Origin of the sequence: Brucella oryzae, assembly GCF_041929965.1 — a bacterium.
In the GTDB taxonomy this organism is placed as follows: domain Bacteria; phylum Pseudomonadota; class Alphaproteobacteria; order Rhizobiales; family Rhizobiaceae; genus Brucella; species Brucella oryzae.
Genome location: NZ_JBHEEO010000001.1, coordinates 316,893 through 329,658, shown reverse-complemented (window position 1 = coordinate 329,658; position 12,766 = coordinate 316,893). Strand labels below are relative to the sequence as shown.

The window sequence follows — 12,766 nt, the reverse complement described above, 5'->3', positions numbered from 1 at the left end:
GGCGCTAGTGGAGGAAACCGGCTCTAAGGCCAATTGTTTAATGACCCCATATGGGAGGACAAGGATGAAGAAACTCGTTACCGGCATGATCGCCGCCAGCATGTTGCTGGCAGGAAGCATGGCTGCCTATGCTGCCAATGTTTCGATCAAGGTTGCCTATGAAAACAACCCCGGCGAGCCTTTCGATGAGGTAATGCATTACTGGAAAGATGATCTCGCCAAGCGCAGCAACGGCGAAATCACGCTCGAACTCTACCCAAGCTCGCAGCTTGGCTCGAAGAAGGATGTGACCGAGCAGGCCATGATGGGCCTCAATGTCGTGACCATTTCCGACGTTGGCTTTCTGGCCGAATATGACCCGGACCTCGGCGTGCTTTATGGTCCGTTCCTGACTGACGATCCGGCGCAGCTGTTCAAGGTTTATGACGGTCCCTGGTTCAAGGAAAAGAGCGAAGAGCTGAAGAAGAAGGGCATTCACATCGTAATGCCGAACTATCTCTATGGCATTCGTCAGATCATTTCCAAGAAGCCGATCCGCACGCCGGAAGACCTGAAGGGCATGAAGATCCGCGTGCCGAACAACGTCATGCAGATCAAGACCTTCGAGGCCATGGGCGCGACGCCGACCCCGATGCCGCTGGGTGAAACCTTCCCGGCGCTGGCGCAGGGCGTGATCGATGGCGTTGAGAACCCGATTTCGGTTCTTTACGGCCAGAAGTTCCAGGAAGAAGCCAAATATCTGAGCAAGGTCGGCTATCTGACCAACGTGGCACTTATCGTCGGCGGTGAAGCCTTCTTCTCCACGCTGCCGGAAGATCAGCTCAAGATGATCCACGAGTCTGCCTATGATGCGGGCCTCTACAGCCAGAAGCTGACGATCGAAAAAGACAATGAAATGATCGAGAAGATGAAGGAAGCCGGTGTCGAGATCATCGACGTCGACCGTGCTCCTTTCAAGGCGCTTGCTGAAAAGGTCTACACCCAGTTCCCGGAATGGTCGCCAGGTCTTTACGACAAGATCAAGGCCGAACTGAACTGATTCATCCTTATTCGGATATTGCCATGTCGCGGCGTTGCTGCGGCATGGTTCGCTCATGGAATTCAATCCGATGAAACTGTTTGAAAAACTGATCGAATGGCTGGCTGCAGTGCCGCTGTTCATCCTGCTTGCGATGTTCAACATCGCCGTCGTCATGCGCTATTGGATGCATCAGCCATTGCAATGGACCGAGGAAATGGCCGGTCTGTTGATGATCTGGATCGTGATGCTCGGCAGTGTCGCCGCAGAACGCAGCAACCAGCATCTTGCCATTCCGATGCTCGTGGATCTGCTGTCGGAAAAGGTGCGCGATGTCGTCAACGCCATCGTCTCCATCCTGTCGGGGCTGTTTCTGCTTTACGTATCCTATGCCGGTTACAAGCTTGCGGTTGCTGCTCAGTTCAAGGTGACTGATGTGCTGCGGGTCTCCTATTACTGGATTGATATCGCTGTACCGGTCGGCTTCATCATTATCGCTCTTTATATGTTTGCAGGCGCATTCAAATCCTTGCGTGCCGCTTTTGCGGGAGGCAAGGCATGAACCTGACGACCATCGTTCTCATCATGCTAGCGCTGATCGCGCTTAATATGCGCCTCTACGTGGCCATTCTAATTGCGGTCTTCACCTATTTCACCTTCTTCAATCCGATGCCTATAGCGATCGCCGTACAGCGCTTTATCAGCCCCGCACAGAACACGTCTCTGCTCGCCATTCCGTTCTTCATCATGCTTGGCACAGTAATGTCGCATACTGGTATTGCAGAGCGTCTGATCAAGGTCGCGGAAATTCTGGTCGGTCGTATGCGCGGCGGCATGGCGCTCACCAACATCATGGTTTCAACCCTGATGGGCGGTGTCAGTGCTTCCAATCTGGCCGATAGCGCCATGCTCACACGCATGATGGTGCCGGAAATGGTCAAGCGTGGCTATGACAAGGCGTTTTCCTGCGCGGTGACGGCTGCAGGCTCGCTGATTACGCCGATCATTCCTCCGGGTATCGCGCTCATCATCTATGGCCTGATTGCAGATGTTTCCATCGGCAAAATGTTCATGGCGGGTGTGCTGCCAGGCATTCTGGGCGCTGTTATCCTGATGGTTGCGGCCTATGCGACATCGGTAAAGCGCGGCTACAAGCCGAGCCGCGAAAAGCGGATGAGCGGAGCCGAAGTTGTCTCGACGCTCGCTTCGGCATGGCCAGCGGTCCTGTTGCTGTTCGCGATCATTGGCGGCATCCGTATGAACATCTTCACGCCGACGGAAGCGGGTGCAGTTGCTGTTACGCTGGTTCTGATTATCGGCTTCGTGATCTATCGCGAAATGTGCATCTCGCATGTGGTGGATTCGCTGATCGAAACGGCGAAATCGACTGCGTCTGTCATGCTGGTCATCATGGCGTCGTCGGCGCTTGCCTGGGTGTTTTCGCTTGAACAGGCCGGCCAGTCGCTGATGCAGCTTATCTCGTCTTTCACCAGCAATCCTTATGCGTTCTTGCTGGCAGTCAACGTGATCCTGCTGATTCTCGGTGCGCTGATCGAGGGCACGGCCCTGATGATCGTTTTGGTGCCGCTTCTGATGCCGACGGTAAAGGCTCTGGGCATTGATCCTGTGCATTTCGGTATCATCGTGATTATCAACCTGTCGATTGGCACGCTGACACCGCCTGTCGGAACGGTCATGCTGATGGTCTGCAATATTGCGAAGGTGAGGGTGGGAGATTTCACCCGCCAGGCATTCAGCATGTATATGGCGCTGTTCATCCTGCTGGCGCTGGTCACTTACGTGCCGATTATCTCAACCTATCTGGCTCATTAATCAAAGGAAAGCGCGGGAAATTCCCGCGCTCAGATTGATTACAAACCCCTCGATTTTTGGAAGCAGTCAAAAACGAGGGGTTTTGATTCCGATTTGTTCACGTTCTGAATCTGGGACGTTCCGTGAATCTGAGGTCATTTTGACCCTGCCGGAGGTTTGTCAGCAGTCTGAGCGCGGGAAATTCCCGCGCTTTTTTTCGTTTGTTCACCACGGGTTTTCGACACGCGGCCAGATGGCACGGTTGAGCTTGCGGTAATCGGTAGTGCGTGGATTGCTCGGATAGGAGCTGGGCGCCGCGACATAGATAATCTCGGCAGCAATCGGCACGAAGCCTGCGTGGAAATGATTGGTGGATTTGACCACCAATATGTCCTTCTTCATCGGGTCGATGCCGATATTTGAGAAGATATCCGGCTCGAATGTCTGCGTCCGGTTGGTGTTGAGAATGATGTCGATCTCGGTGCCTTCAATTCGTACCACCGCCGAGGCTCCAAGCGTCACGCGGCTTGGGCCAAAACTCTGCCAGCCTTCGGCAAGGGTCTTCATGACCGTCACACGCGCATCAATGGGCTCGCCGCCAAGCGGGCCAGATTTGCCGCCGAAACGCAGGTCGATCACCGCACCTTCGCCCGCCGCATGACAGAAGGTCACTGCGATGGGGTCCCAGATCGTAGCAATGCCGATATTGTCGATGCCGCGTTCGATCAGGCGGTGAAGGACATAGGTTCCGTCGCCTGCAACCCCGCCGCCGGGATTGTCCCATACATCGGCGATCACCGCAGGTTTGGCAGGATTGGCTGCATGGGCAGTCAGCGCCCGGTCGATGCCCTGATCGGTGTCGAACATGGTCATCAATGTCTGCTCGCGCATGGCGATCAGTTCACGCCCGAGTTTTTCTGCAAGTGCTGCACCCTTGGCCGGATCGTTGTCGGTGACGACAAGAATGCGGGTTCCCATTTCCGGCACATCGGCAGCCATGAAACCATGAATGACGGAGATCGACAGAATCCCGTCCTTGCCGTGCATCGCCTTGATGCGGTCGATGAAGGAACGCATCGGTTCCCTGCTTGTGGGAAACACACTGATCATATGGCAGTCGAAAGTGGATATGACCGGCTTAATGCGACCTTTCAGGGTTTCCAGCGCAAGATCGACCACATGCTCGCCGCGTTCATAAAAATCCGTGTGAGGAAATTCGAGGAACGACGCGAAAATATTGAGGTTCTCGACCCGCTTCGGCGTCAGGTGGCTATGCGGATCGAACTCGCTGGCAACCAGAATATCCGGCCCGACAATGGCGCGCACGCGTTCCAGAAGATCGCCCTCGCAATCGTCATAGCCTTGGGCGACCATGGCACCGTGCAGGCCGAGAACGACCGCATCGACGGGCATTGCGGCCTTGAGCTGATCGAGGATTTCATCGCGCAATTCCTCGAAAGCCTGCCGCTGCAGCAAGCCGCCCGGCTCCGCCCAAGTGGCGGTGCCTTCAATGACGGTCAATCCTTCCGCCGCCGCACGCTTGCGCAGTGCCACAATGGGAGAAGAGCAAAGTGTCGGCGTTTCCGGATGCTTGCCCGGTGCGGCATAGAAGGCCATTTCGAAGGAGGCCCTGTCGGTTGGAACCGGCGAAAAAGTATTAGTTTCTGTTGCAAGCGATGCGGTGAAAATGCGCATGGAGATACTCTGTGCGGGGAGGTGACGTGCTTATTTCTGTGGTGCGTAGGCGATGGCCTCGACTTCGATCTTGATGTCGATCATCAGGCGGGATTCGACGGTGGTGCGCGCTGGAGGCTCTTTCGGAAAATAGGTGCCGTAAACGGCATTCATCCGCCCGAAATCCCGCGCATCTTCCAGCCAGACAGTGGTTTTGACCACGTCTTCCATTGTCGCGCCTGCAAGTGCGAGCGCAACCTTGATGTTTTCAAGCACCTGTTTCGTCTGCGCTTCAATGCCGCCTTCAACAATCTGGCCGTTTGCTCCGACTGGCACCTGACCGGAAATATAGACTGTGTCGCCTGCGCGAACGGCGGGGGAAAGAGGCACATGCGATGCGCCGAAGACCTGTTTTCTGGACATGTTTTTCTCCGGTTATTTAACGGCTCCAAGGGCCAGTCCCTTGATGAGATAGCGCTGGAGCCAGATGAAAAGGATGGCGACCGGCAGCGTGGCAAGGAAGGTTGCCGCCATGACATAATGCCATTCGACGGTGTAGCGTCCGGCCACCAGCGAGAAGACCTGAATGGGCAGCGTGTAGCTTTCCTGCCTGCGCAGCATGGTCAGTGCTACGACGAATTCGTTCCATGCATTGATGAAGGTGAAGATAGCCGTCACGGCGATGGCGGGCAGGCAGAGCGGCAGGAACACTTTTATCAGCGTCTTGCCACGCCCGGCGCCTTCCATCCACGAGGCTTCCTCCAGATCACGCGGTATCGTGTCGAAATAGCTCTGCAGCATCCATACGGTAAAGGCGATGTTAAAGGCCATATAGACTGCACCGACCGCAGAGACGCTTTCAATCAATCCATAGGCGGCGAGCAGCCGGAAAAGACCCAGCACCAGAACGATGGGCGAGATCATCTGCGAAATGAGCAGGAATTGCCGGAATGCACCATGGCCTGCAAAACGGAAGCGCGACATGGCATAGGCGGCGGGAATAGAGACAATGATGGCGCCGACGGAAGCAATGACGGAAACGTACAGCGAGTTCAAAAGTGCTTGCCCGAACTTGGTCTGAACCCACATTTCCGAAAAATTCTGCCAGCGGAAGCTGCTCGGCCACCACGTTGGCGACAAGACTTCCTGTGGCGGTTTGACGGCGGTGAGAAACATCACCGCAAAGGGAAACAGTGTCAGTACGATGAGCGGGGACAGGATGGTCCAGGCGATGATCGTGCGTTTCAGCTTTGAGCCCGTCATGCGCGTTCTCTCCGCATAGCAAGGCGAATATAGATTGCCGTAAAGACAAGGAGGATTGCCAGCATGATGAGCGATACTGCGGAGGCTTCCCCCAGCTTTCCCAGGCGGAAAGCGAGCTTGTAGAGATGTGTCACCAGAATATCGGTGGAATTCGCCGGTCCACCCTGTGTCATGACCCAGATGATCGGGAAAGAATTGAAGACATAAATTGTATTGAGCACGATGGCGATGTTCACGAAGGGCTTGAGCAGCGGAAAGGTGATTTCGCGGAACTGCTGCCACAGGCTGGCACCTTCCAGAGACGACGCTTCGTAGAGATCCTCCGGGATGGATGACAGTCCGCCGAGAAAGATCGTGGTCGTGAAGGGCACGGTGACCAGAATACCGACCAGTATCTGCATGGGAAAGGCGGTAGCTGCGCTCGCCAGCCATTGAATGTTGCTGTCGATGATACCGAGATTACGCAGTGCGGAATTGAGCATTCCGCTTTCGCCGTTGAGTGCCCAACGCCAGACAATGGCTGTCATGGTGAGCGAAACCGCCCAGGGTAGCATGACGATGACGCGCGCTACCGAGCGTCCATAGAAATCCATGTTGAGGATGATGGCAACTGGAATGGAGACGATCAGCGCGCCGCCAACCACGGCGACGGTCCAAAGTGCGGTGCGCCAGAGTGCATTTAGGAAGTCGGGCGCTGCAAAAAGCGCGGTGAAATTTGCGCCGTCGTTGAAATCGCGTAGCTGTCCGAAGCGGTTCACGTCATGGCTGGCAATTTCAATGAGATGCACCACAGGCCAGAAGATCACCACCGCAGCCAGAAGCAAGCTTGGCAGGATCAGGAGATAGGGCAGAGTGCGGCTTTGCATCGACAATCAAAATCCTGAAAAGGAAAAAGCCCGGCAGAGCGAAGGTACTGCCGGGCAGGTGGGGGAGTGTTACTTCTTCAGGATCGCGTCTGCCTTGGCAGCGGCTTCCTTCAGCACGGCATCAGGTTCGCCCTTACCGAGATAAATGCTCTGCATGGCATTGGACGTGATGTCGGCAATTTCCTCCCAACCCGGAATGATTGGCGCAAAGCGAGCATCCGGCAGCAGCGCGGTGAAGGCGGCGAGATCGGCATTGTTGACGTAATAATCCATCTTCGCTTCTTCCTTGTTGACCGGAAGGAAGCCTTCGCCCTGCGTGAACTTGGCGCGCCATTCGGTCTGGAACAGGAAGTCGAGCACCTTCCAGGCTTCCTCCTTGTTCTTGGAATTCTGGAACATGATGACGGAATCGGTCACGCCATAGGTACCGCGTGCACCGGTGGGCCCAGCTGGAATGGCCGCGACGCCATATTTGAGGTTCGGCGCTTCTTCCTTGATCTGGTTGGACAGGAACGGCGCAGTAATCATCATACCGACCTTGCCCTGTTTGAAGAGGTTCTGCACGTCTTCGCGGGCATAGGAGGTAACGCCCGGTTGCGTCAGCCCATCATCTATCATGGATTTGTAAAGCTTGGCCGCTTCCAGTGCGCCCGGAGTGCTGAGGCCGGACGTGCCATCCTTGTTCAGTATCTCTGTGCCATAGGACCACATGGCGTAGTAGTAATAAACGTCGGTTTCGATTTCCTTGCCTTGTAGGCCGAAACCGTAATTCTCTCCGCCGAGCGCCTTGATTTTGGTTGCATCGGCCTTGAGTTCGTCCCACGTTTTGGGCGGGTTTTCGATGCCCGCCTTGGCGAAAATATCCTTATTATAATACATGGCGCGCGCGGAAGCTGCCATAGGCAGCCCGTAAGTCTTGCCCTCGAGGATCGACGGAGACAGGAAGGTCTCGATGAATCTGCCTTTGAATTCATCGTTCATGTAACTGTCGAGCGGTTCTGCAATGCCCTGCTGCACGAAATCAATCAGCCAGCGTGTGCCGATGATCGAAAGGTCTGCATTGGTGCCTGCGGAAATGTCGGTAGTCAGCTTTTGCAGAAGCACATCCCACGGAACAATTTCGAAATTGAGCGTGATGCCGGGGTTCTCGGCCTCGAAGGCCTTCTTGACCTCCTCGAAATAGGGGCCGGTCTTGGAGCTGTACTCCGCAACCGTCATCCGCACTTCGCCCGCATTCGCAACCGATGACAGTGCCAGAATGCTCAATCCGGCCAGAAGGCCAGCCTTCCATTTATTGATAGACATCTTCCCGTTCCCTTGTTTTGCCCGCATTGGTGCGATGACGATCTATTTTTGTTATTTTCTTACATTATCGGCTTGACCAGCACTTTCAAGCAAAAAGTTTTGTTGCAAACTTACATTTTGACTTTTACGCTGATGGGAATAAACAGGTGCAGAAAGCTGCCGCATAAAAGGGGAATAGCGTGGAGCAAGCAGGCGAATTTGCCGGAAAGTCGGTGCTGGTTACCGGGGCCGGTGGTGGTGTTGGAAGCGCGCTGATCAAACTGTTCTCTGAGCGCGGCGCCCGTGTGATCGGTTGCGATATGTCACTGGAGGCAATGACCGGCGATGGTTTTTATGCGCGTCATGCTTTCGATCTACTGGACCGTGAGGGACTGGAGCCGGCTGCAAAGCGGATCATAGCGGAATCGGGCTTGCCCGATATTGTCATCAACAATGCGGGCTGGACCCGTGCCGAGACCTTCAATGGGCTGGATCAGGGCAATATCTATGCTGAGATCGACCTCAATCTGATTGCGGTTTCCGGATTTTCCAATGTCATGGCACAGGCCATGGCGGCGCGCGGACACGGCGTTTTTGTCTTCATTTCCTCGGTCAACGGTCTCCTGCATTTCGGAAACCCGGCTTATGCGGCTGCCAAAGCCGGAATCAATGCTTTTGCGCGCGGTATTGCGGTTGAGTTCGGAAGGAAGGGCGTCCGCGCCAATGTCGTCTGCCCGGGGTCGATACGAACACCGGCATGGGATCACCGTATCGCGCAGGATGCGAGCGTGCTGGACCGTCTGCAGCGCTTCTATCCGTTGGGACGTATCGTTGACACGCGTGAAGTGGCGGAAACAGTAGCATTTCTGGCGTCGGATCGTGCTTCGGGAATTACCGGCGCGATCCTTCCGGTCGATGCCGGACTGACTGCGGGCTGCCGTCCTTTCATCGAAGATATTCTTGGAGGGAACTGACCGATGAAAGAGGTTTCGCTGCGCGGCATCACCAAAACCTTCGGACAATTGACTGTTCTCGACCGTGTCGACCTCGATATTCAAAGCGGGGAATTCCTTGTGCTGGTCGGTCCTTCCGGTTGCGGAAAATCCACGCTTTTACGGATGGTGGCCGGGCTTGAACCCATCTCCGGCGGTGACCTTCTGATCGGCGGGGAGCGAGCTAACGAGTTGCCGCCGCAAAAGCGCAATATCGCGATGGTCTTTCAATCTTACGCGTTGTTCCCGCATATGACGGCGCGTGAAAACATTGGCTTTGGTCCACGCATTCGTGGGGAGAAGTCGGAAGAAGCAGCCGCGAAGGTGGACAGGGCGGCGTCCATCCTCAATCTCCATTCCTATCTTGATCGCTACCCGCGTCAGCTTTCGGGCGGCCAGCGCCAGCGCGTTGCCATGGGGCGCGCCATTGTGCGCGAACCATCGGTATTTCTATTCGACGAGCCGCTTTCCAATCTCGATGCGCAGTTGCGCGTGCAGATGCGCACTGAGATCAAGGCGCTGCATCAGCGCCTGAAATCGACGGTGATCTATGTCACTCATGACCAGATCGAGGCCATGACCATGGCAGACAGGATCGTGGTTATGAACCAAGGCAAGATCCAGCAGATCGGTACGCCGCTGGACCTTTACGATCGCCCCGCCAACAAGTTTGTCGCGAGCTTTATTGGTTCGCCGTCGATGAGTTTCATCCCGGGAACGGTGTCGAGAGGGATATTCAGCACCGATGAGGGCGAAGAAATCGCCGTTGGCGCAGGAACATCGGATACCCGACAGGTGGAAGCTGGTATTCGGCCTGAAAATTTTACGGTCGCGCCGGATGGCAAGGGGCTGACGCTCACTGTGGAGGTGATTGAGCCGACGGGGCCTGAAACCCATATTTATGGCCGGATTGCGGGACAACCCATAAGAGCTGTGTTTCGTGAGCGCATACATCTTGCGTCCGGTGAGCAAGTTTCGGTAACTGCAAAGAGCGAACACATACATTTTTTCGACAAGGATAGCGGTCTTCCGCTTTGAACCCCATGAGCAAGGTTGCCGACATTATCACGCGGCTGCATGTCGTGGCGCAGGGCGGGTCGAAATCCGACCGGCGGCTGGCGGCGCTTGTGCTGGCTGATCCCGATTACGCCTCCAAGGCGGCGATCTCGGAAATTGCGGCCAGAGCCGGTGTCAGCGAGCCTACGGTAACCCGCTTCTGCCGTGCGCTCGGCTGTGATGGGGTTCGCGATTTCAAGTTCTTTCTGGCGCAGGCGCTGGCCATTGGTGGCCAGTATCTGACGGCGGAAATACCCGCCCGCGATGTGCGTGAAAGCCGTATAGCCACGGCTGTGACCGATGCGGCGGTTGCCGCTATCCAGCGGGCCAGCGACGGGCTCGACATGGGCGTATTGATGAGAGTCGCCGAACGGCTTGCCGCCGGCGGTCCTGTGCTCTGTCTCGGATCCGGTGGCATCTCGTCCATGCTGGCAACAGAAATGCAGAACCGCTTGTTCAGGCTCGGCATTCCGGTCAACGCGCAAGTCGATGGGCAATTGCAGCGCATGTATGCAGCGGTCACCACCCATGAAACGACGGTGATTGCTTTCTCTGTTTCCGGCTTTGCACGGTCGGTGGTGGAAGCTGTACTTGTCGCACGGCAATATGGAGCGCAGACGGTGGCGATCACACCTGCCGGTTCCGATCTTGCCAAGGCGACAGATGTACTCATTCCTCATCAGGCTAATGAAGACGGCAATATTTACAAGCCGACGTCATCGCGCTTCGCGCTGCTCGCCATTCTCGATATGATCGCCACAGCTACGGCGGAAGCGCGTGGCCCGAAGGTGCTGGAAAGCCTGCGTCGCATCAAGCATAGCCTCAATACGCTCACCATAGACGATCCGCGCTTGCCGCTGGGAGACTGATTCATGACCAGACCGAAAACCGTTCACGAGGTGGATACGCCCGCGATCCTCATCGACATTGATCGCGTGAAAGCGAATATTGCCAAGGCGCAGGCCCATGCGGATGCGGTGGATGTGAAACTGCGCCCGCATATCAAGACTCACAAACTGCCCATGTTTGCAAAAATGCAGGTTGAGGCGGGAGCCGTGGGCATCACTTGCCAGAAGCTTGGCGAGGCAGAGGTCATGGCCGACGCTGGACTAACGGATATTTTCCTGCCCTATAATATTCTGGGGCAGGAAAAGCTTGATCGCCTTCACTCCCTGCATCGACGCATCACGCTGTCGGTGACGGTTGATAATTCAATCTCCCTGGCTGGTTTGGTAGTGCGTTTCACCGATAAAAAGTCTCCGTTGAAAGTGCTTGTCGAATGCGACACCGGCATGGGCCGCTGTGGTGTGCAGACGCCAGCCGAAGCGTTGGAACTGGCACGGATCATCGATCAAAGTGCAGGACTGCGTTTCGGCGGCCTGATGACTTATCCTGCAGCGGGAAAACCGGAAGAGGCCGAGCAATGGCTTTATTCGGCCCGCGAACTGCTGGAAGCAAATGGTCTTCCCTGCGAAACCATCTCAAGCGGCGGCACGCCCGATATGTGGCGTAAACCCAGTGATAGTGTGGTCACCGAATATCGCCCCGGCACCTATATCTATTTCGACCGTTATCAGGTTCAGAAGGGAGCGGCGACGGTGGATGACTGCGCCTTTACGGTGCTTTCAACGGTGGTCAGCCATCCAACCTCTGAACGTGTGATCATTGATGCCGGTTCCAAGGCCTTATCCAGCGACACGCTGGGATTGAGCGATTTTGGCGAAGTGATGGGGCGTCCCGATGCCTGTGTCATCGGCTTAAGTGAGGAGCACGGTAAACTGACCGGCGACGTCGCCGACCTGAAAGTTGGCGAGCGAGTCCGAATTATTCCAGATCATGTCTGCGTCGTTTCCAATCTCTTTGACGAGGTTCATCTTGTTTCGGGTGATGATGTCATTGATATCCTGCCGGTCGCTGCACGTGGAAAGTTAAGATAATAGGGAGGGTAACATGAAGGGTGCGGCCAATCCGTTTGCCGGCGACAAGGATCGTGAGCAGATTTGGGAGATGCTTGTACGGCGCGATATCGAGGCTTTCGTATCGCAGGACTGGTCCTTGGTGGCTGATGATTTCGATGAGGCGCGTTTCCTTGGCATTCATGCACATAATGATCGCGATCCCGACAAATGGGATGCGGGATTTCCGACGCTCGCAAGCTATCGCGATGAATGGTTGCGGCAAGCGGGGGAAAGTGCGGCGGTTGAGTATGCTGAACCTCTAGCAGACGGAATCTTCCGTGCCACGAATCTGAGTGTGATCGATATTACTGGCGACGTCGCTGTCGCCCGGAAAAAATTTGATGGAGCGATCGCAAAGAAGGATGGGACCGTCGATATCCTCAACTGGCAGACACTTTATTTTTGCTGTCGTGAAGGCGCGCGCTGGAAGATCACTGGCTTTGTCGGATATATGGCTTATCGCTGAAAAATCGAGGCGCCAAGCCTCATCCAACACGGGGCGGATTGCTCAATTCGCACCGTTTTTATGTATAGACTAGATAATTCTATCTCTACAGTATAATCATACTATTTTTCTGTAATTATAGCCATTTTAATTATGGATTATACTAATCTGGACAATGTCGCAGCTGATTACATATTTGTCGCAGGTCGTTCTGATAATCGACTGGAAGAGGACTACTATCGCCCTCAAGCTGGTCGATTGCCTCCTGCTTTGAGTTGCGGCGAACAGCCCTCGAAATTCGTCGTGTGACCCTTCAAAAAAATCATTCAAGGGGACGGTTGCTGGACGGAGCATTCAGATGAATTCACGGCTGTGGGTGGACATGTCGGAAAATGACC

13 protein-coding genes are annotated in these 12,766 nt (G+C 55.3%); 8 read left to right on the top strand and 5 right to left on the bottom strand.

Annotated elements, in window-relative coordinates; genetic code table 11:
- Positions 1 to 64 precede the first annotated feature (64 nt).
- From JNC70_RS01515 to JNC70_RS01505, 3 genes are all read left to right on the top strand, one after another.
- Positions 65 to 1,039, top strand: coding sequence for a C4-dicarboxylate TRAP transporter substrate-binding protein (locus tag JNC70_RS01515; RefSeq protein WP_012093254.1), 975 nt, complete (start codon positions 65 to 67; stop codon positions 1,037 to 1,039).
- Between the two features lie 70 nt (positions 1,040 to 1,109).
- Positions 1,110 to 1,580 (top strand): TRAP transporter small permease, encoded by a 471-nt coding sequence (locus JNC70_RS01510; RefSeq protein ID WP_245414785.1) that lies wholly within the window; start codon positions 1,110 to 1,112, stop codon positions 1,578 to 1,580.
- The gene (locus tag JNC70_RS01505; protein WP_374788532.1) at positions 1,577 to 2,851 is read left to right on the top strand and encodes a TRAP transporter large permease; all 1,275 of its coding nucleotides are present in this window, start codon (positions 1,577 to 1,579) and stop codon (positions 2,849 to 2,851) included. Before JNC70_RS01510 ends, JNC70_RS01505 begins: the two co-directional genes overlap by 4 nt.
- A gap of 204 nt (positions 2,852 to 3,055) precedes the next feature.
- Here JNC70_RS01505 and JNC70_RS01500 read toward each other — a convergent pair whose 3' ends face one another.
- From JNC70_RS01500 to JNC70_RS01480, 5 genes are all read right to left on the bottom strand, one after another.
- The gene (locus JNC70_RS01500) at positions 3,056 to 4,525 is read right to left on the bottom strand and encodes a M81 family metallopeptidase (RefSeq protein WP_374788531.1); all 1,470 of its coding nucleotides are present in this window, start codon (positions 4,523 to 4,525) and stop codon (positions 3,056 to 3,058) included.
- A gap of 30 nt (positions 4,526 to 4,555) precedes the next feature.
- Entirely contained in the window at positions 4,556 to 4,927 is a 372-nt protein-coding gene (locus JNC70_RS01495) for a RidA family protein (protein ID WP_104757586.1), read from the bottom strand.
- 12 nt (positions 4,928 to 4,939) lie between these two features.
- Positions 4,940 to 5,767, bottom strand: a complete 828-nt coding sequence (locus tag JNC70_RS01490; protein WP_374788530.1) for a carbohydrate ABC transporter permease — start codon at positions 5,765 to 5,767, stop codon at positions 4,940 to 4,942.
- Complete coding sequence (locus tag JNC70_RS01485) at positions 5,764 to 6,633, bottom strand: carbohydrate ABC transporter permease (protein WP_374788529.1); 870 nt, start codon at positions 6,631 to 6,633, stop codon at positions 5,764 to 5,766. Before JNC70_RS01485 ends, JNC70_RS01490 begins: the two co-directional genes overlap by 4 nt.
- 69 nt (positions 6,634 to 6,702) lie before the next feature.
- Positions 6,703 to 7,938 carry an ABC transporter substrate-binding protein gene (locus JNC70_RS01480; RefSeq protein ID WP_211693132.1) on the bottom strand — a complete coding sequence of 412 codons (1,236 nt, stop codon included), beginning with the start codon at positions 7,936 to 7,938 and terminating at the stop codon, positions 6,703 to 6,705.
- 179 nt (positions 7,939 to 8,117) lie between these two features.
- Here JNC70_RS01480 and JNC70_RS01475 point away from each other — a divergent pair, with 179 nt between their 5' ends.
- From JNC70_RS01475 to JNC70_RS01455, 5 genes are read left to right on the top strand one after another with little or no spacing between them, the layout of a single operon-like run.
- Positions 8,118 to 8,891 carry an SDR family oxidoreductase gene (locus JNC70_RS01475; RefSeq protein ID WP_374788528.1) on the top strand — a complete coding sequence of 258 codons (774 nt, stop codon included), beginning with the start codon at positions 8,118 to 8,120 and terminating at the stop codon, positions 8,889 to 8,891.
- Positions 8,892 to 8,894: 3 nt separating this feature from the next.
- Positions 8,895 to 9,947 carry an ABC transporter ATP-binding protein gene (locus JNC70_RS01470; protein WP_374788527.1) on the top strand — a complete coding sequence of 351 codons (1,053 nt, stop codon included), beginning with the start codon at positions 8,895 to 8,897 and terminating at the stop codon, positions 9,945 to 9,947.
- Between the two features lie 5 nt (positions 9,948 to 9,952).
- The gene (locus tag JNC70_RS01465) at positions 9,953 to 10,834 is read left to right on the top strand and encodes a MurR/RpiR family transcriptional regulator (RefSeq protein WP_211693135.1); all 882 of its coding nucleotides are present in this window, start codon (positions 9,953 to 9,955) and stop codon (positions 10,832 to 10,834) included.
- Positions 10,835 to 10,837: 3 nt separating this feature from the next.
- The gene (locus JNC70_RS01460) at positions 10,838 to 11,902 is read left to right on the top strand and encodes a D-TA family PLP-dependent enzyme (RefSeq protein WP_374788526.1); all 1,065 of its coding nucleotides are present in this window, start codon (positions 10,838 to 10,840) and stop codon (positions 11,900 to 11,902) included.
- 13 nt (positions 11,903 to 11,915) lie between these two features.
- The gene (locus JNC70_RS01455; protein ID WP_374788525.1) at positions 11,916 to 12,389 is read left to right on the top strand and encodes a hypothetical protein; all 474 of its coding nucleotides are present in this window, start codon (positions 11,916 to 11,918) and stop codon (positions 12,387 to 12,389) included.
- Positions 12,390 to 12,766 lie beyond the last annotated feature (377 nt).